Raw genomic sequence first — 19,750 nt, 5'->3', positions numbered from 1 at the left:
AATGATGACTAGGTTTATTTTGAGCAAACTACGCCAAACCGAAACTTGACTATAAACGAGCGGGATAGCCTCGTGCATCACAAGCCATTTTTCTAGCATTAAATATTTGGACCAGACGACTGTACGGTGTCGCGTAAAGCGACGGCTAAAACGCTGGTCAATCGTGGACTGATCGAGCGACATATCCCCGATTGACGATGCTGGACAGCCAAATGGAGATTGCGGTCCGCGGTGCTACATGGGACCGCAATCTAGTCGTACAAAACAGAAGATGCGCCTATGATTTTTTCATGAAATAGTTCATGCCAAGCTCACCTGCACGGTTCTTGCTTTGCCAGTATCCCGTCCACCACCGTGATTTTGGCGCATGAAGCATTCCCGTAAGCAATAGACGTAACCGCTCCGACTGATCTGTTTTTCGATGGTTTTCACGCCACACCATCTCGCAGACGATGTCCTGCAGATACTTGGGCCGGTATCCATGTGTCGTTCCATACTCGGCTCGTCGCATGCGACTGTAAAAAGTCTCGGCCATGTTATCGGAGACACCTTCTGCAGTGGCGAATTCCCGTGCATGCTGGACCGTGAAATGTCCTTTTACCAATGCTCCTATGCTTGCATAGGCACCACTCTCGTCGGTCATGACAATAGCGTCTGGACTCACAAAGCTCCGAACAAGCTGCAAAGCGGTAGCCGTGTCTTCCGCAGGACAAACCATCGCGATGGATCGCTTTGATCCTTCCCTGTTACCCGCGGATTCGCAGAGCGCGACCACCACACGTTTGTTCGCGCGCTTCAGCCAGTTCCGCCGCGTCATGCCTGCATCGATCCAAGGTTTGTCTGGATGGGTGGGAGACTTTTTACCGAATCGAACCTTCAATGCATCTGCAGGCATTTTGATCTTCTGACGCGGTGGCCGAGGCTTACCGCAAAAGTAGCCCCCATCGATATGCACAATCCCTTGAAGAGGCGTTAGATCCATGGCGTGCACCATCCACTCTCTTATTTTTCCAAAAAAAACTTGGATGGATTTGGGTGTGGCGCCGATTCGACGCGACATCTCTAATAAAGATTGCCCCTTCGCTCCGTTTTCAAACGCGAAAATCAACTCAACGATGAGACGATAAGTGAGCTTGGTCCCATGTAGCGCCGTGCCGCTTTTTACACTGAATTCGTGGTCACATTCCGCGCAATGCCACGTGCGCCTGTGCCGGCGACGATAGTGTGCTCGGAAAGAACCGCACATCCGGCAACCTTGCTCCGTATGGCTCCCCCAGCGCAGTAGCGCCAGCCACGATTCGGACTCGCTCTCATTCAGCGATTGTATGAATCGGGCTGCGTTTCTTGATTCTTTGGAGTGTAAATAGTGCTGTGCCACGCAATGTCTCCCAATGGGAGTCAAAAGGCGGATACGCCCTCAAAAGAGGGTGGCCCCGGGTGGGGGCGGCGATAGCCGCCCACCAGGCACACTTCCGCGCGCGCTCACCCCATCGGGGATTGACGCGGGGATAAGAAAAGCTACTATGGAGTTGCAGCGCTTCAAAACTGCATCTCGCGAGGCTCAGGACAATCCCTGCCAGGGGACCCTGGGCCTCGTGCTTTTCAAGGCCTGGATTTGCTAACTGACGCTACGTCGTCATGTCGCCTCCTTTGTAAATTTTTTTAGCGAATGCCTTCAATGGGGAACGCCCGATCGTTGCGACGACGGTATAGCGACCGGCAGGCTTTCTTCGCTCGACGCAGTACCAAGCTGATCGAGCCACGCGCCAACATCGGCGGCTGTGGCGAACCACTCGCGCCGTCCGCGTAGCTGGAACATCCGGATCGGCACGTGCCCTCGTCGTCGAGCCTGCGCTAGGGAGTTGAGATTGTTGAAACCCAGGAGCTTGGCGACGGCGGCTGAAGATAGGGTCGCGCCATATTCGTCGAGGAGATAACGAGTCATGGGCGAAAGCGCGTCGCCATCTGTTGTCATGACTGGTCCTCCATTCAGACTGATGAGACGGAAGGTAGTGACTAGCGCAAGTATCTGTCAACTCTTTGATATTAATAAATTTTTAAGTGAATACGTTAAACACGTAAAGCGTTGACAGCTCTTAAGCCGTTTGATGGCGTTTTACGTAAACATGCCAATTGAATGTGGGGAGAGCTAGTACTTTTTGATGCAATCTTCACATTCGAAGCTTTCACGTCGACGGTTGTAGCTGAAAGCTTAAGTTGGCCGGCCGCAGAAAGCATAAATCGGCAATAGTGTCGTTGAGCGGCAAAGTGTCGGCGGTACAAAAGGGGTTGGGTCGGATATAAGGGATATATCGACACTCAAATGCCGTTTCGTAGAGGGCGCTAATAACCGTTCATTGCGATATCTCAGCCCCGACACAAATTCTGCGCACCTTCGATCTTCGCCGGCCGATATAGACTGAACCTCTTCGCGGCAGCAGCCGCTTATCTCAAGCGTTTAGGCTTTACGAAGCACGGAGGACATTGAATGGTCGTATTAGATCACGAGCGCACTGGCGGTTCTGTTGACGATCGCTTCTCATGTGGACTCAACAAACGGTAAGGATGGAACAATTGAAATTTACGTCTCCTATCGACCTCGGCAATCCAAATCCCGAAAGAGCGTTTGTTTCCTACATTCGTGAATTTCAGCCCGTAGCTAAGGACACGCTTTATTCTGCACCAGATAAGAATGTATTTAGCGATTTCCATCGAAAGAAATCAACTGTTTATATGATCGCCAAAACAAAGAAGATGTCCTTCGTGATCGACTCGTTTCGGGTAATAGATGATTTTTGCATCCTCGGTAAAGTCCTAGTAGGTGGTCGTACAGAAGACGTTATGTTCAACATCGCAAAGCTACTTTTCGAAAAATCTGGAGTAACACACAAATATGATGGATGGCGAAGTTGGGCTGATAGAGTCATGTCCGCCTGGGCCATAAAGGAGGAATCACACCTTTCGTCTAGCCAGAAGTATCGACGTGGAAGTCGAATAGATCTTGATTTATCCAATGAAACGCGGCTTTACATAGAGTGCATGCTTTATCAAAGTATTGGCAATGGCAATACTTCTCGGCGCGTCATTGTTCAGCCCTTAGATCTCGCTCATATGTTCGACTGGTACTTACTTGATGATATAGAAATTCTCTACGTCGGCAAAAGCAAAAGCAGCGTGCTAAATCGTGCGATAAATCATAATAAATGGGGCGAGATAACCACAGACCTTAAGAGCGATGAGTTTGCCTTTGTATACTTTATGGATATCGAGCAATCTTCAATTATGAAGGAAAGCCTTGGCCCCATTTCCTTAATAACCAACACGACGGATGACGAACTAGATCGAGATTCGATAGCGCTAATTACTGAGGCGGCTCTCATAAAGCACTTTTTCAGTGAAGAGAAATACAATCGTGAAATAGTTAGTCAAGACATTATTGCTGTTAAATCAGTTCGCGAGAAACTGATTGAGCGAGGCTATACGGCCTTGAGAGTGGATCTCATCCTAGAAGGCGTATTTGGTGTTTTCGGGACAAAAAAGACAGGCATCACTAGGTCACATATCTTTCAAGTCCCATTGAAACAACTTTAGAGGTTACGCTGCAATCTAGATAGGCTGATCTACGCGACAACGGAAGACATTGGTGCTTCGATAGTAAAAAGACTTGCCTCATGTTCCAACTCTCTGATTTGCTGCTTGCGCCGAGCAATCTATCGCGCACTTTCAAAATGATGGAGCACTACGGGCTGGTCGAACTGTGCCGGCATGCATATAAGTGCAGCCTGTGGCCAAGCCCAGCGAGTTCTTGATCCAGGCCGCTTGAAGAGATCTGTCCTACGGATGATAGGAAACCCCCATGTCTCAAGCGAGCGACCAGGGTCGAGGTGCGTCGAGCGGAAAGGCCTCTGGTGAGCGGCTTAGTAACTGTCAACCTTCCGGTCGTGCTGGCCAGCTCAGGCCCACGCATGGCATCTTCAAGCTGGCCTAAGACGAACCTAACGCCACGCCACAAAACGACTAACGGCGCGAAAAACTCACGCGGCGCGGAGCGAACACCTTGGGCAAAGCGGCGAAAACTGGACGATTTTGCCTGTAAGGTTTCTCATAGGGCGAGATGATGCGGATTACCGAGATGCCGCAGCTGCAGGCAGTCCGGATGCCCAAGTTCCCGGCGATGGAGCGTCGACGCGCCTCCTGATCGATTGCAAAACGCCATCCAACGCATAGTGCTGAACCTTTAGGCGACAGGGAGGGATGATGCCGGAATGCGAATGGGTAGAACGTCTGCTTCGGGTGGCAATCGACCTTCAGTCAGGTGGTTAGCCGTTTGGCGATGCCGGTCAAGTGATATGCCAACTCTGATCAACTGTGTTGGCAACGAATGGTCAGTTCGTTGGCAATATGCATGCTCATCGAGACAGAGGATTTAAAATTGGACGTCAACGACATTCAGGCCACCATCCTTTACGGTAATCCGCTTCGCGGGGTTGACGGCACCTATACGTTCTATCATGACGAAACCAATAACATCCGCAAGCTCCTGCTGACGGAGACTGGCCTAAACAATCCTGAGCCGAAGAGCTTTGTACTCGGCGGCGTGGTCTATCGTCCCTCGGTCGTCCCGGACTGGACCGCGCTGCTTCGATCACTGAAGCTCCAGACCACCATCAAGGAACTCAAGCTCAAGCATTTGGGCAAGGGCGACTTCCTCGATCTCCTATCCTCGAAAAAGTTGCCAACCTTCCTCAAATGGCTCACCCAACGGAACATCCACGTCCATTTTAGTGTCGTCGATGTCGTCTACTGGTCAGTCGTCGACATCATCGATTCGATTCTGGTCAACAGGCTCGATGACGCGCGGGTTGTACATGCACGCGAATACAAGAATTTTCTATACCGTGTCCTCAAGCGTGACCTCGCGGCGACCTCGGCACTACTGTTCTCTGCCGATTACCCTGACGTTGCCCCCGGTGCGACGAGAGCCTTCATTGAACGGCTTGTGGACGTGGTTAAATCCAGCGGTCCCGTGCTATCGGCCGAAGAAGCCGCGCGCTTGATCGAACTTCTACAAGACAGCATGGACGATGCGGTCCTTGAGTTCATCCAGGATGAAGAACGTCATGTGCTCATCTCGGGGTTTGACGGCTTTTATCGGCACGTCATTTGTCTATTCAAGGACTCTCGCCACTTCCTCGACAAGGAAGATGTCGTCGCCGAACGCCTCACCAACGTCCCACTGAAGGATAGTGGCGTACCTTACACTGGCTACACCTTCCTCGACTCGAAGGCCGACCCCGGCATCCAGGTCGCGGATGTCGTCACCGGGCTGCTCGGCAAGTACTGGACTTACATCAACACAGTGGATTACGACACCATGGTTGCAGACATGAAAGGTCTGAACGCTGCCCAGCGCACTACTGTCGCCACTCTCAAGCGCGCCATAGTTGCGGCGGACCGAATCAGCGATGGCTTCATTCACATGACAATTTGCGACGACGATGTCGAAAAGCATCGGCGGTTCTTTTGGGGCATTGCTCGGGCGCAATAGCGTCGCCGATCTAGGCGGATCGGCTTCGGCATTCAAATACTGCTATCCCGGCGTGTGGCAACACAAATCTTTCAGCGACTACACGAGGGATATCCAAGATCCGTGTGAAACGCCCGAATTGAGGTCAACAAGCTGCCGAGAAACGGCGTCGCATAGACGTAGAGAGAGACGCTTAGCAAATCATTCTTTATGCTTTTTCGAACGATAAGCTTTTTCCCGCGCGTCTATCATGGCAGTGTCCAGTTGCCTCGTAATGATACGAAGACCGAGCCGAATACCTTGGCTGGCTACGATGATCGGTGCAAAAAACTCATAGGGCGCTTCACGGAGGCCCTTGACGAAGCGTTGGCGGATGGTGGCTAGAATCTCATTCATCGCGACTGCTCCTTCTTGGCATTGAGTAGACGTGCGTCATTTTGATTGGCGGGACGGTTAGAGTCCAGATTCACTAACGAAGGTGGTTAATTCGCTGACCTCACCATGGTGCCTTCTATTCTATGGGCGGCTCGCGATGCGTGCATCGGAAGTGCCCAGGAGAAGATCACGGAGACTCAGCAGTTAAAGCTGCTGGCTGGGCAGGTGCGGGGCTTGTTGCAGCAGCAATCGAACCACACCATTGGCGATAGCCACGCGCTGGATCTCATCGTTGCCCTCCCCGGCGTTCGAAACTGGCCCGAAGTGCAGGCCTTCCCCGAGCGGGTCGGAACCAGAGAACCGGATATGGGTTTGTGGTGCCGCCTGTGGCAGAATCGATGAGACGCACTGCTAAAGCAATTCAGCTCTCCAGAATCTGCCCGTTGACGAAATACTCCGCGTAACGGTAGTTGTAGAAATGCACCGCGCGCAACGCGCGGTTTCAAGGGAACAGTGCGATGCACGCACGCTGGCAAGGAGACTGCGATGACAGAGCATCGGTCGATCAGCAGCGTGATTGGCTATTTCCAGTCTGGCGGCGAGGCGAACCGTGAGCACACTACGCGCGCGTGTCGGCGCAGCCGATGGGGTCCTTGGACGCCCTGCGCCATATACCTGGTGTTTTGCCAGGCCGCAGTACTACCATGAGCCGAGCGGTACCTCGCCCAGTACCCTTAATATAGAGAGAGAGCGATCATGAAAAGGAAAGCGCCGGCCTCCCTCGCCGCACGGGTCAAGCGACTGGCCAGCCATCAGCCCCCGAGCTGGGCAACGATTGGACGCGACGCGCGACCCAATCTTCATGGACTTCTGCGCTATCCCGCGATGATGATCCCGAGCATGCAAGGGGACATCTTGGATGTCGTGTTGGCCGAGATAGATGGCCCGTGTCGCGTAACCGATCCGTTTGTTGGTTCCGGAACGGTCATGACCGAAGCGCTCATTCGAGGGCTCGATTTCGTCGGCATCGATATCAATCCGCTTGCGGCCATGGTGTGCGAGGCAAAAATTGCAGTCGATGCGCGCGCGGATGTTGAGCATGGCGTCGAAGTTGTCCTCCATCACCTGGCACGTGATATCGAGATGACGATCGATGTTGATTTCGCCGGGCGCGCCAAATGGTTTAGTCAAGAGAGCGCCATTTATTTTTCGAAAATCCGTCGCGCCATCATGCGCGTCGAGGATGTCGGCACGCGCAAAGTTTTATGGGTCGCGTTCGCGGACACCATTCGTCGTTGCTCCAACAGCCGGACAAGCACCTACAAACTCCACGTTCGTCCCGATGCCGAGATGGTCGACGTGTCTCGGATACGCAAGGTCTTTTTCTTGACATTGCGTGAGGCGCTTCAGCGCACAAGAGACTATCAGCAGATCCTCGCACAGTCGCGAAGAAAAACTCCTAAGGCACGCATCATCTGCGGTGACATTCGCACGGCAAAAATCCCAACCAGTCGAACACGGCACCAGATATTAGTAACGTCGCCCCCCTATGGGGACAACGTCACCACAATTCCTTACGGGCAATTCTCGTTCTTAGCCTTAAACTGGATCGACCCTAAAGATTTGCCCGGCGGTGTCGATGATAAGTTATTGGCCAATACTCACGCATTGGATGCGGCGAGTCTGGGTGGCTCGGTGCTCGATGCACAAGAAAAGCATGCCGAAATGATGGAGGTGTCGCCTACCTACAAGCGTTTCAGCCGGCAAGCCAAACGCGACAACCGCGACGTCCGTAAAGTGTCCTGCTTTATGTACGACTATTGGGAATCGTTGCATCGCATAAACTCCAAAGCATTGGGAAGCGCCCATTGGGTGATGACTACCGGCAATCGCAATGCCGCAGGACTGAAGGTGCCCTTCGACGCGATTAATCGCGACATCGTCGAGGCACTCGGCGGTCGGTGCGTGACCTCGATTCAGCGAAAGCTTCCGGTCAAGCGCATGCCCAATCGCAATTCGATCGGTGAACTGATCAATGCTGAAACGACCTTGGTTGCGGAGTTCGCGTAGTGAGTGACAATACCGAGGGACGTGCCGCGCGTGAGGGCGGACCCGAGCAGTACGCGCACATCAAGATCGCGGGGCGCGTGATCATTCAACTGGGTTCGGAATTGGTCACCGACGTCGAGCAAGCCATTCTGGAGTGCGTCAAGAATGCTTATGACGCCGACTCGCCGGGCTGCTTGATTGAGGTCGATACCACGGAGGTCGGGACGATTGAAGACTCCGGTCCTCGCGAATGGCTGGAGCCCTTTTTGGAACCTGCCGAAGGCGTCAGCGCCGCGCTGACACGCACCCAGTCCGGTCAACCTGACCTGGGGGGATTGGATTCCGCGGAACGCGTCACACGAACACTGACGTACAACGGGCGTGTCACAATCGCCGATGCGGGCGACGGCATCTCCGAGGAAAATATTCACAAATCTTGGCTGGTCGTCAGCAGTTCGGGCAAACGCGTTCAGGGCCTGGGACCCAAGCAGACCACGACGAAGGGACGAACCCCGTTGGGCGACAAAGGTCTAGGACGGCTGGGCACGATGAAAATCGGCGATATTCTCCGCGTCGAATCGGCGCAATTGCCGACCAATGATATGGCTCACGCGCACTTTCGTTGGAAGGATTGCGAAATAGCCGAGTCTATTGACTTGGTTCCGGTGGTGACGGGAAATACGCCGAACGTTGAGGGATTCAAAGGTACCCGCGTGTCTGTGTTTGGGTTGCACGATTTGCCGAATTGGCGAAGCGCTGACCGACCTGACAAGTTGATGGCAAGCCTGGCGGGGCTGATATCCCCCTTTGAATCGACCTCGACGTTCCCCGTTAGTTTGAAGTTCGATGGCGTGGAGCATTCGTTGGTCAAAGTAACGGACGAATTGCTCAAGTCGGCCGTGGCGAAGTTTACGTTCCGCTGGGAGATGCACCAGGACAAGAAGCGACTGGTGGCCCGCGCTGCCTTTAAAAAGTCGTTGCTGACTACGTCGCGGTCGGAAGACCAGCGGGTGCGCTCTGCACGGGTGTTTGGGCGGAACAATGCCGACGAGGAATTCGTTCGATTCTTAAATACCTTTTCGCGCACGAAGGGTTACCACATCGAATCCAACGTACCCGACGGCTGGTTTGTGGAATTTGAAAGAACGTATCCCTGGTCGAAGTTCATGCTCGATACCCAGGCCTCTATCGAGGATCCCGGCGCGTTCGAGGGGGCCTTCTATTTCTTCCATATCGATCGGCAATATCTTCGCGAGGCGGCCGTGGCCAACCCGGTCGCGCTAAAAACGATGGTCGACAAAATGGCGGGCATCAGCCTTTTGCGCGATGGGTTTCGCATTAGGTCCAGCAGCGATTGGCTGGGCTTGTCCGAAGGCATGACCTCTGGCAGCACCTATGGGATGCGCTTCAATAACACGGTTGGTTATTTTGCGCTGAATGGTCAAAATAATTACCGCCTGGTCGAAAAATCAGATCGAGAAGGGTTCATTGAAAACGCAGCTTATCGTGGCTTTCATTCGATTGCCAAAGTATGTCTTAGCTTCTCCAACGAGGCTCTGGAATCCATCCGCCGAGCTGTCGATGAGTGCGCGAAACAGCTCAAAAAAAATGTTCAAGACATCCCCCTAACGCCGGCACAATCGGTAACGAGTGTCGAGCGGATCATTCAGGCGGCGGATTCTGTTCGGCAAACGGCTGGCGATTCGGCACTCGGTATCCAGAAAGAACTCGATGCTCTCGCCGGCCACCGTGCTCCGGCTCAAGAGCAAGCGGCGCGTGCCATCGCCATTGCCGAGCGCGCAATGGGCGTTGTGGCTCAACTCCAGCAGTCTTTGCATACCGAAACGGCAGCGGACGCCATTGGCAGCATTCGCGAGGATCAAAAAGAGCAACGCGAGTTAGTCACATCGCTGATTGAAAGCGCGGCTATCGGACTGAGCGCAAGGGGGCTGGCTCATGAGTTGCGCACGCATCTGACGGAAATAAGAAAGCGCCTTGCGGCCATTCAAGCGCTCACGCGCCGGAAAGTGCCGCCATCTACGCGAGATTATGAGGCCGATATACGGGCCATCAAGCTCTCGTGTACGGCGATTAGCGGACAAGCGTCGCTATTGGACCCCATGCTTCCGCGCACGCGCGCGATGAAAGACACCTTTGATGTATTCACGTTTATTAAGGAATACGTTGAGGCACGGCGGTCACGATTCGAGCGCAATCAGATCAAGGTAGAGCCCGCAGGAAAAAACGATTCGCTCACCGTCCGCATGAACCAGGCGAGGCTTTTGCAGGTCGTCGACAATTTAGTCAGCAATAGCATCTATTGGCTGAATCGCGCGGAGATGACCGGTGATTTATCGGGAGGCAAGATTATCGAGATTGTCACCACCCCGTCGGGCTTTGTGGTGAGCGATTCCGGCATGGGGGTGGAGCCGCATTATGAAGCGTCACTCTTTGACATGTTTGTCTCCGCCAAGCCGCAGGGCGGACAGGGGCAAGGCCTTGGGCTGTTCATTTCACGACAGCTTTTGGCCTTGGACGGATGCGAAATTTACTTGGACGGCGCACGCAACAGTCACGGTCGCCTCTATCGATTTGTTGTCAACTTAAGTGCTGTTGACGCTCGGAGCTAAGGACGGGTCACTATGCAAGTACAAGAAGCGTTGGCGGTTCTGGGCATCAACCGAACCGTCTGGATCGACGACATTTTCAGCACCAGTCGCGCGCAGCTCATTAGCGCTTTACGTGAGCATGAGCATCTGGTGCCGGAATTGGGCATAGCGGATCTCGCCGCTACGCTCAACGAGTTTGATGTTGAACGAGAGGCGCTGCGCGATTTCATCGAGCAGGCGAGCGTCGAACGCACCGCCACGATTCGCACGGCGCTGCTGGACAAGATCGCCGAAAGCACCGGTGTCCGCGAGTTTGGGGACGTATTCGTGCAAAAGATGCGGGAGTTGTTGAGCATCGCACAGGACGATTGCTGGGATTTTCCGCAAGCTGGCGATCAACTAGCGACGTTATGCGCAACGCCCACCGATCAAGTGAGCTGTATCGTCGACTTGAACAATGGCCTCGGCGACCAAGGGGCCGGGCTTGATACGATTCGCCTATTGTCGGAAAAGACCTTCAAGGGCACGGTGTTTTTGCTCACCAATGAGGCCACGACGGCGACGGAAGCCGAGCTAGAGAAGGAGTTACGGGAACAATTACGCAAGGGATTGGACGAAGTCAATATCCCGCCTGTATGCGTGATTGCAAAAGGGCGTTTTGGCGACTTCGCCGATGATGGTGTGATCAAAGAGTCGTTGCGGATTGCGATCAAGCGTGCGGGGCTTCGACGCAGCCTTCACCACGTGCTGGGTTTCATGAAATCCGAGCTGGAAGCGGCGTACACCACTGCCCAAGAAACCCTTTACGGGCTGGCCCCGGAGCAGTTGGATCAATACATTGTCGAAATGGGCTATGGCGAGGGCCTGTCGGAACTAAATGTCGTGGAACGTGCAGTGACGGCCCAAATGGCCACCTCAATTCGCAAAGGTTTCGCGTCGAGTCCCATTGCCCAAGCCAGCGCGATGCGCATGCGGAAGCTCCGTCAAATCGAACTTCAGCCTAAGGGCCATGGCCAGGTAGAAGAAAGCCTCAGCCTCTTTCGGCGGCTGGAAATTTGGGAAGAACCCGCGCTCATTAACGAAGGCCTTTCGCCTCTCGCCTCGGGCGACGTCTTCTCGTTTGATCCCTTCGAACTCACGGCGGCGGATGCAAAGCTTCGCCGCTATGTGCTGCTTGGCCAACCCTGCGATGTTCAACTGCGGGGAGACGGTCATCGCCGCCAGCCAACGGCGTTTTTTGTCCCCTTAGTCGAGGTGCCACCCGAGGAAGAAGACAAGAAAAATATCAAGAAGCCTCATTTGCCTTTCAAACTCGACGGCCAGAAGTACGCATGCGATTTCGGCGAGGTGGCGCTCGTCCAGCTGACGGTGTTGGAGCTCGCTTCCTACCGCAGCGACGGTCGCGTTTGTTTTGAGCAAAACCAGCCTGCGCACGTACTGCTCCCGGGCCTCGAGATCCAACACGGCAAGATCAAGCGACAGTGCGATAGCATCCTGAATGCGCCCCCCGCGCGTGGTAATCAGATCGATCCGTTAGCGGATCCCAAATACCTTCTCACATTCGGCGGGCGAGGGGGGCTGTCGACGGCAACCAAAGCCAAGCGAAAGGAGCCATCGGAACGTGATGACGTACGCCTCGGCGCACGCATTACATGGGGGCTGCGACGCGACGGACGCATTCGTGCCTCTTACGCGGCGGCCATGCTCAGAAACTATCTCGCCGTAGTGGGAAGAGAAGCGTACGATCTTGACTTCACCGAACAACGCCGAACAACGCCGTCGTCGGCGTCCAACTCCGAGGCGGCCCTCGTATCGCCCGGCGCCGCGGCACACGCGCTGTCAGCTGACGTGGCAGATAGAAGCGCGGTGACAGAGAAGAAGGCCTAGGGCGCCATACGCCCAAGCCCCCGGCTCCCCGCTTTACTACTCCTGATTCCTCACATCACGTACCCTAGATTCCAAGCCGATAAGTCAGGTGCGAAGTGCGCGTTGCCGCGCTAATAATCCCACGGAATCTCCCCGGCAGCATCCGCGCGGCACGCTAGCGTACGTAATAGCTGAACCAACTGCTCTTTGGATGGCCCCTCCCATTGCGGGCGCATGGACCACATGAAGAGTGGCTTTACCCGCCACCTCTATGACTCCATCTGGCAGTTCCTGCGTTTGCTGGGCAGCCAGACACGAGGACGGCATAAGATCCATGTAGCGCTGGTGGCGTACCGTTGGTGTCTCACACAATCCCATATAGGCAGTAGTGAACCCTGTAAGAGAGCGAGCAGCATGGCCTCTCTTGAGGGTGCTCGATCCGGAGAGACTACCGCTAGGTGCAGGCTGGTCGCCAAGCCCCTAACTAGGTTCCTGCGCGCGGGCACCGCATTGCAGCAGTGGAGCGTGCAGGATGCGCTCTGGTGGGATCGACGAACGAACGACCGCGGCGTAGCGTGCCGGTGTCGAAAACGGGCTCACAAGGTCTTAGCTGAGCCCATTCAAGAGTCCCTGTGCTGATCGGTGATCTTTTGATCGTGTTGGCGTTGTGCCTCATCCATGGCCTGTTCGATCCATAAATGAATCGTGCGCGCCAGACCCGTAAACGGCGCGAAATAGCCGGCCACGACCACGCTCCACGGCGATGCCTTGCCTTTGCGAAAACCGTCGCGTATGCCCAGCAGGAACTCACGCATGTCGGACTCCATGAACAAGGAACAGGCTGTGGGGCGATCCTACTCTGCTTGAATCAAGCCTTCATGGGGGGCATCTGCCCCCATGTGAGCTCCAGCTCAAACAGCGTGGTCTGGATCATCTCATTTCTCCATCCTTGGCGAATCAGGCCGAGATCGATTAGTCGACCCTTAACTGCCCGATTCGCCAAGAAATCCTTGTGAGATTGCCCCTGACTGTCTTGGGGCATTTGCTACCAAATGGCGTGCCAGACAAGAAACCCCGCCAACAAGGCGGGGTTTCTTTGATGACCCTAGGATAATAGAGCTGAGATAGAGCTGACCGCGTCAATGACTGGCGATGATGCTCGCAATGACACCCGTCGTAACGGCTACCAGCAGAAAATCACCGTTGTCGCTACGCACATAGTGGTAGCCACGCGGTGGTGGCCGCAGGTGCTCGCGATGCCAGTCGCTGACGATATAGTTGCCATGGCGATAGTCGTCGGGCACGCGACCACCCTGGCGGTACCAACCTTCCTGATGACCTCGGTCGTACATTTCGTGATGCGGATGGTTATCGTGGTCATGATCGTAGGACTGCGCCAGCAACGATCCGCTGGCCATCATCATGGCGCCACAAATAGCCAGCGTTCCCAGGGATTTCTTCATAGTGGATTTCTTCATGGATCGCTCCTAAGTGGATGACAGTGGCGAAAACACTGCATCAATGACTGGCGATGATGCTCGCGATCACACCTGTCGTAATGGCTACCAGCAGAAAATCACCGTTGTCGCTGCGCACATAGTGGTAGCCACGCGGTGGCTGGCGAAGGTGTTGTCCACGCCAGTCATCTACGGCGTAGGAGCCGCCGTTGTACTCAGCAGGGACATGCCCGCCTTTTTTGTACCAGCCCTCACTGCGGCCACGGTCGTACATGTTCTGGTGGTTCTGAGCTTGATGGTTCTGACCATGATCATCCTGGGGCTGAGCCGTTACGCTGGCAGCGCAGGACATCATCAAGGCACCGATGACTAGCCATGTACCCAATTGCTTTTGCATGACGCACTCCTACTGATGTGACGACGATGGAACGTAAATAATGTGGCGATAGCTGCGTTGCGCTGCAGCACCAAATTCATAAAGCGGAAGAAACTCGGTGAGCCAAGAGCCGACCATCGCGGTTCAACACTCAATAGCGCGTGAATATTTCAGTGAAGACAACCTCACATTTGCACGCCAGCGGCTTCGCCACGCCACGCCAGTCGGCTACCATGCCCGTTTGATTCATCAGGGAAGTCCGCATGCAACTCGATCAGGTCAAGGCGATCATCACCGGCGGCGCGTCCGGCCTGGGCTACGCGGTAGCCCAACACCTCGTTGCAAATGGCGCTCAGGTTGCGCTTTTTGACATCGACAATGACAAGGGACAAACCGCGATAAAGGCATTGGGCGACGCCGTACGATTTTTCCGCACCGACGTCACTTCCGAGGACGGTGTGGTGATCAATGTGGCAGCCGCACACGAATCCATGGGCGGTCTCAACGTCGTGGTGAATTGTGCGGGCATCCTTGGTTCCGGTCGCATGTTGGGCAAGGAAGGCCCGATGCCACTGGCCAATTTTACCGGCACGGTGATGGTGAATCTGGTCGGCAGCTTCAACGTGGCCAAGGCCGGCGCCGCACTGATGCAAAACAATGAGCCGGGTGACGATGGCGAGCGCGGCGTGATCATCAACACCGCCAGCGTCGCGGCCTACGAAGGCCAGATCGGCCAAGCTGCCTATGCCGCCTCCAAAGGGGGCGTCGTTTCCATGACGTTGCCGCTGGCGCGCGAACTGGCCCGCGTCGGTATCCGTGTCAACACCATCGCACCAGGCATCTTCTGGACTCCGATGGTCGACGGTATGCCGCCACAGGTGCAGGCATCACTATCCGCATCCATTCCGTTTCCGTCACGACTGGGTAAACCCGATGAGTACGCCGATACCGTCGGCTTTATTCTCGGCAACCGCTATATCAATGGCGAAACCATCCGCCTCGATGGTGCGGTGCGGATGCAAGCTAAATAAAGCCGGGACGAGAAACGAGGGGCGAGGCAACGCTCCATTCGGCTATCGTCCCGAACACCGCCACAACAAAAATATCCGTTGGCACATCCTCGCCACTCACCCCTAACCCCTAGCCGCTGAGTTACTTCCCATGAAAGCTTCCGACGTCAAGAAAGGCAATGTGGTCGAAAACGACGGCACCGTCTATCAGGTGCGCGATATCGAACGCAGCTCACCGAGTGCACGTGGTGGGAACGTCACGTTTCGTTTCACGCTGTATTCGATTCCCGGCGGTCGCAAGTTCGACCTCAGCCTGCGCGCCGATGACGAGCTGCGCGAAATGGATCTGGTGCGCCGCGCTGCAAATTTCTCGTACATGGATGACGGCGCATTCGTCTTCATGGACGCCGAGGATTACACCCAATATCTGTTGTCGCCCGAACTGGTTGGCGACAACGCCGGCTATATCGTCGAAGGCATCGAGGGCTACTACGTGCAGGTGATCGACGAAGCACCCGTCGGCCTGCAGGTGCCGTCCAGCGTGATCCTGACCGTCGTCGATACCGCGCCAGAAATGAAGGGCTCCAGCGCCACCAAGCGCAACAAGCCGGCCAAGCTCAACACCGGCATCGAAGTGCAGGTACCCGAGTACATCAGCAATGATGAAAAAATCTGGGTCAGCACGCTCACCGGTGAGTTCGCCGGTCGCGCCTGATCGCTGCATTCGATCGATGACGATGGCGCCGCGCTCTGCAAGGCGCCATCGTCATATCAGTGCCATCCGAAGCGCACCATCCGACCTATACGCGAAACCATCGCAGCAGCTTCAGCCTGCGTGATGCAGAATCACTGCTCAGCCACCTGAGTCATCGACGCACCATGCCCAAAACCGGCTACTCGCTGAGCAGAAAAATGCTGGAGAGTCTGACCACGGCGAAGCGGCCGGATGTGCCGCTGTGGGTATTGCTACGCAATACCGCCGCAGTGGTTCTGCCACTTGGCATTGGCCTGGCCACGGGATATACGGAAGTGGGCATCGGCGTTGCGGCCGGCGCGCTCAATACGATGTTTTCCGATCAGCCAGGCCCGTATCGGCAACGCATGCAGCAGTTGCTGCTGGCCTCGCTCGCCGCGGCAATCGCTTCGCTATGCGGCTTCCTGATTGGCGATCAACTGCTGCCACTGCTGTTCGCCACCATGATCTTTGGATTTTTCGGCGGGCTGTTGGTGGTGTTCGGCGTCGATATCGCCCGCGTCGGCATGACCAGCATGATCCTGCTCGTGGTCACCACCTATACGCCCACTACCTTGCCGCATGCGCTGCTCGGTGCCGGGCTGATCTTCAGCGGTGGCATGCTGCTCATGGCGTTCTCAGTCGCTGCATGGCCACTGCAACGCTATCGGCCCGAGCGGCAGGCACTGGCCGCCGTCTATCGCGGCCTGGCCACGCTGGCACGTCAACAAACCTACGACGACGCCGACGTACCTGCGCTGACCGGAGCGATGACAACGTTGCAGCACACCCTGCTCGGCCGCCACCACGCGCGCGGTCGCGCGATGGAAGCCTTCGGGGTATTGCTGGAATTGGCCGAGCGCATACGGCTGGAACTGACGGCGATGGCCGAACTGCGGGCGAACGCTACCATCCATGCGATGTTCCGCGACGACGCCGCACGCGTGCTTGCCGCCATCGCCGATGCCCTCGATGAAGGCGAGCCCCCGCAGCAGGCCGAGCGCATGTTGCAGACCCTGCAGGCCAGCGAAACCGCCTTGCTTGGTGGCGATGGGCCACCCGACAGTCTCGCCCGCCATATCCACGCACTGTCCGGCCAGTTGGCCGCGGCAGTGCGTAATGCCAATTGGGCCGGCAGCAAAGGCGAAATGCGCGCCGTTGCCGCCGAGACACCACTGCCAGCCGCGCTGCGCAGCAGCTCGGCGCTGGCCACACTGCGCGCCAGCCTGACACCACAGTCGGTGGCTTTCCGCCACGCCATCCGCAGCGCGGTTTGCCTGAGCCTGGCCATGCTGGTATCGCGCGAACTGCACCTGCCACACGGTTACTGGCTGCCGATGACCGCCGCGATCGTGCTGCGACCGGATTTTGCCGCCACCTTCAACTTTGGCCTGCTGCGTGTGGTGGGGACGATTCTCGGTCTGGTGCTCACCACGGTGCTGCTGCACATCACACCGCACGAGCCGTGGACGCATCTGGCTCTGATGGCCGTGCTGTGCCTGACCTTCCGCTATCTCGCTACCGCACACTACGGCGCCGCCGTAGCCGCGCTCACCGGCACGGTAGTGATTTTTCTCTCTTTTGAAGGCGTCAACTCCGGCGCCGCAGTGCACGATCGGGTGATCAATACCCTGCTCGGCAGCGGCATGGCCCTGCTTGCCTACCTGCTGTGGCCAACATGGGAAAAAGGCCGCGTGCGCGCCGCATTGTCGGACATGCTCGATGCCTACGCCAACTACCTGCGCGCCCTGGCACAGCCAATGCTCCGCGACGCCCATCGCGAAGCACGTACCGCGGCGCGCACTGCGCGTACCAATGCGCAGGCGTCGCTGGATCGCATGCGCGCCGAACCCGGCGCGCCAGTCGTCCTGCTGGACCTGGCCACGGCACTGTTCGCCAACGGCAACCGGCTGGCACGCACCGCAATGACACTGGAAGCGGTGATCGACAATGACAACGCGATGTCAGAATCCAGCGAGGTCAGTGGTTTCGTCGATCATGTAGCCATCGCCCTGCAGGAAATCGCCACCGCGCTGCGCGAGGATCGCACACTGCAGCTAACCTCCGATTTGCGCACCCTGCAGCGCAGCCTGGCCGCTCTGCTCGCCATGGCCGACAACCGGCACAACGCCGATCTGCTCAAGCGCATCAGCGATCGCCTGGTCGACAATGTCGACACGCTCGCGCACGTGCTGGGCCGCAGTCACATTGGGACTGAATACACGCCAGATCTGCATCCCAATGCGCACTCCTGATACTTCAATCGGTCGCCCGCTGGTTAAACGTTAGTTAAAGGCTGTCGCCAGAATCCAAAAAACGATTGGATATAATGAACTTTTAAGTTCACTATATAGCCATCTCTGCTGGCCACCACTATGTTCAAGACCTTTACGCAGACCACCCAGTTGCTGGGCGCGTCTTTTGCAAACCACTATCTGATCACACAAAGTCCGCTGGCCAGCTGCGCCATGCTGCTGGTGCCATTGGTAAAAACCGCTAGCCGCTACCTGCGCCGGCCACCAGGCCAAGCAGCGGACGCACTGATCGGTACGCGAAGCTAGGCGCATCTAGCCGCAACAGTTTCTGGCTGTTGGCAGGGACTGATGCGCGATTGGCGCGTCCGCGCCGATGCCGAGGCCAGTCTCGTCTTTAGATGCGAACTGGGCCCGTAGCCCTAGGCCATCAGCGATGCCGACGACACCGAGCTCTCCGACCGCTGGCAGGACGCCTTGCAAGTGCGCGAACTGGCATTAGCAGTGCCGGCAGAGCAGCGCGCCCGCGAGCCAGCTCGACGTCACGTAATTCGTTCTCGTGACCCGACACACGGGTTCAAAGGCCAACTTCGACAACCACGCTGCGGATCAGGCTGAGCGCATCAGCCTGCAGGTAGATTTTCTGAGTGATCGTGGCGAACACGAGCGTGCATTGTGTGCGACCTGGAATGGCGGGACGCGCCGCATGGGGAAAGCGGCGGCGACTGGATATGACCGGCATCGAACAGATGAAGCTCGATAACCACTATCCTTATGCGCTGGGGTTGACGCGGATGTCGGCATTGAGGCATCGATCGTGACTGGCGTCGTTTCATGACACCAAGCCGGAATCGCCAGACAGGATTCGACATCGCCGTGCCCATGGCCTTTCATGATCCAGCCGCACTTTCCAGGAGTCAGCATGAGCTTTCTGCGCACCATTTCTTCAAGCATCATCGCCCTCGCAGCGACCCTGCTGCTGGCCGGCACGCTACACGCCGCTGACGTCAGCATGGCCAACGGCAGTGTGCAGTTCCACACACCGGATGACTGGGTGGACATTCTCGACACCCAGGGCGATCCGGAAGTGCACGTATTCCAGGTGCCCGATACCTCTGCCACCGGCAAGGTCAGCCTGTCCCGCGTCACCGTGACGGTGAAGCAGGTTGGCGACATCAGCGGTTTTCAGCAGTACGTGAGTACCTCCTCCGCGAAGGCGCTGACGCTGCCCGGTTACAAGGCAGCAGCGGTGCCGCCCAGACCCAATACGTTTGTATACACGGCGCAGGAAAGCGGCGCGCAGTACAGCTACAGCGAGCGTTACTGGCTCAAGGACGGCAACGCGATTCAGCTGCGCTGCCTACGCCCCTCGGAAAGCGCCGCCGGTCCGGCATGGAAGGCTGCCTTCGAAAAGGGCTGCGACGGGATTGCCGCGAAGCTCAAGTAAGGCCTCGACGATGCTGATTTGATGCCGGCGTATCGTGCCGGCATTCGTT

The 19,750-nt window shown here is 56.3% G+C and carries 17 protein-coding genes; 11 read left to right on the top strand and 6 right to left on the bottom strand.

Features of this window, described 5'->3' with window-relative positions; all coding sequences use genetic code 11:
* Positions 1 to 277: 277 nt before the first annotated feature.
* Together HDE79_RS17505 and HDE79_RS17500 are read right to left on the bottom strand one after the other, a co-directional pair.
* Positions 278 to 1,378, bottom strand: coding sequence for an IS1595 family transposase (locus HDE79_RS17505; protein WP_184603840.1), 1,101 nt, complete (start codon positions 1,376 to 1,378; stop codon positions 278 to 280).
* A 297-nt stretch (positions 1,379 to 1,675) separates the two neighbouring features.
* Entirely contained in the window at positions 1,676 to 1,975 is a 300-nt protein-coding gene (locus tag HDE79_RS17500; RefSeq protein ID WP_184603838.1) for a hypothetical protein, read from the bottom strand.
* A gap of 599 nt (positions 1,976 to 2,574) precedes the next feature.
* Here HDE79_RS17500 and HDE79_RS17495 point away from each other — a divergent pair.
* Together HDE79_RS17495 and HDE79_RS17490 are read left to right on the top strand one after the other, a co-directional pair.
* Positions 2,575 to 3,591, top strand: coding sequence for a hypothetical protein (locus HDE79_RS17495; RefSeq protein WP_184603836.1), 1,017 nt, complete (start codon positions 2,575 to 2,577; stop codon positions 3,589 to 3,591).
* Positions 3,592 to 4,405: 814 nt separating this feature from the next.
* Positions 4,406 to 5,548: a DUF3800 domain-containing protein gene (locus HDE79_RS17490; protein ID WP_184603834.1), complete on the top strand. Its 1,143-nt coding sequence runs from the start codon at positions 4,406 to 4,408 to the stop codon at positions 5,546 to 5,548.
* Between the two features lie 180 nt (positions 5,549 to 5,728).
* Here the strand turns inward: HDE79_RS17490 and HDE79_RS17485 are convergent, their stop codons facing one another.
* Positions 5,729 to 5,923 (bottom strand): hypothetical protein, encoded by a 195-nt coding sequence (locus HDE79_RS17485; RefSeq protein ID WP_184603832.1) that lies wholly within the window; start codon positions 5,921 to 5,923, stop codon positions 5,729 to 5,731.
* A gap of 105 nt (positions 5,924 to 6,028) precedes the next feature.
* Between HDE79_RS17485 and HDE79_RS17480 the strand changes: the two genes are divergently transcribed.
* The 4 genes from HDE79_RS17480 (at position 6,029) to HDE79_RS17465 (ending at position 12,447) form a co-directional block, all read left to right on the top strand.
* A complete protein-coding gene (locus tag HDE79_RS17480) occupies positions 6,029 to 6,304 on the top strand; it encodes a hypothetical protein (RefSeq protein WP_184604151.1) in 276 nt (91 codons plus the stop codon).
* A 354-nt stretch (positions 6,305 to 6,658) separates the two neighbouring features.
* Positions 6,659 to 7,972: a hypothetical protein gene (locus HDE79_RS17475; protein ID WP_184603831.1), complete on the top strand. Its 1,314-nt coding sequence runs from the start codon at positions 6,659 to 6,661 to the stop codon at positions 7,970 to 7,972.
* Positions 7,972 to 10,581 carry an ATP-binding protein gene (locus HDE79_RS17470; protein ID WP_184603829.1) on the top strand — a complete coding sequence of 870 codons (2,610 nt, stop codon included), beginning with the start codon at positions 7,972 to 7,974 and terminating at the stop codon, positions 10,579 to 10,581. Before HDE79_RS17475 ends, HDE79_RS17470 begins: the two co-directional genes overlap by 1 nt.
* Positions 10,582 to 10,593: 12 nt before the next feature.
* On the top strand, positions 10,594 to 12,447 hold the full coding sequence (locus HDE79_RS17465) for a hypothetical protein (protein ID WP_184603827.1): 1,854 nt from the start codon (positions 10,594 to 10,596) through the stop codon (positions 12,445 to 12,447).
* A 599-nt stretch (positions 12,448 to 13,046) separates the two neighbouring features.
* Here HDE79_RS17465 and HDE79_RS17460 read toward each other — a convergent pair.
* The 3 genes from HDE79_RS17460 to HDE79_RS17450 form a co-directional block, all read right to left on the bottom strand.
* Positions 13,047 to 13,241, bottom strand: a complete 195-nt coding sequence (locus HDE79_RS17460; RefSeq protein WP_184603826.1) for a hypothetical protein — start codon at positions 13,239 to 13,241, stop codon at positions 13,047 to 13,049.
* A 324-nt stretch (positions 13,242 to 13,565) separates the two neighbouring features.
* Positions 13,566 to 13,904, bottom strand: a complete 339-nt coding sequence (locus tag HDE79_RS17455; RefSeq protein WP_255488491.1) for an RcnB family protein — start codon at positions 13,902 to 13,904, stop codon at positions 13,566 to 13,568.
* Between the two features lie 40 nt (positions 13,905 to 13,944).
* Positions 13,945 to 14,280 carry an RcnB family protein gene (locus HDE79_RS17450; RefSeq protein ID WP_184603824.1) on the bottom strand — a complete coding sequence of 112 codons (336 nt, stop codon included), beginning with the start codon at positions 14,278 to 14,280 and terminating at the stop codon, positions 13,945 to 13,947.
* Positions 14,281 to 14,522: 242 nt separating this feature from the next.
* Between HDE79_RS17450 and HDE79_RS17445 the strand changes: the two genes are divergently transcribed.
* From HDE79_RS17445 to HDE79_RS17425, 5 genes are all read left to right on the top strand, one after another.
* Positions 14,523 to 15,290, top strand: coding sequence for an SDR family oxidoreductase (locus HDE79_RS17445; protein WP_184603821.1), 768 nt, complete (start codon positions 14,523 to 14,525; stop codon positions 15,288 to 15,290).
* Positions 15,291 to 15,420: 130 nt separating this feature from the next.
* The gene (yeiP, locus tag HDE79_RS17440) at positions 15,421 to 15,984 is read left to right on the top strand and encodes an elongation factor P-like protein YeiP (RefSeq protein ID WP_184603819.1); all 564 of its coding nucleotides are present in this window, start codon (positions 15,421 to 15,423) and stop codon (positions 15,982 to 15,984) included.
* A gap of 164 nt (positions 15,985 to 16,148) precedes the next feature.
* A complete protein-coding gene (locus tag HDE79_RS17435; protein ID WP_184603817.1) occupies positions 16,149 to 18,257 on the top strand; it encodes an FUSC family protein in 2,109 nt (702 codons plus the stop codon).
* Positions 18,258 to 18,377: 120 nt separating this feature from the next.
* Positions 18,378 to 18,563 carry a hypothetical protein gene (locus HDE79_RS17430; RefSeq protein WP_184603815.1) on the top strand — a complete coding sequence of 62 codons (186 nt, stop codon included), beginning with the start codon at positions 18,378 to 18,380 and terminating at the stop codon, positions 18,561 to 18,563.
* Positions 18,564 to 19,176: 613 nt separating this feature from the next.
* Positions 19,177 to 19,701, top strand: coding sequence for a hypothetical protein (locus HDE79_RS17425; protein ID WP_184603812.1), 525 nt, complete (start codon positions 19,177 to 19,179; stop codon positions 19,699 to 19,701).
* The last annotated feature ends 49 nt before the right edge of the window (positions 19,702 to 19,750 follow it).

This window comes from Rhodanobacter sp. MP1X3 (assembly GCF_014207165.1).
Taxonomy (GTDB): Bacteria; Pseudomonadota; Gammaproteobacteria; order Xanthomonadales; family Rhodanobacteraceae; genus Rhodanobacter.
The sequence above is the reverse complement of the archived record's forward strand: the minus strand, read 5'-3'. Positions and strand labels throughout refer to the sequence as shown.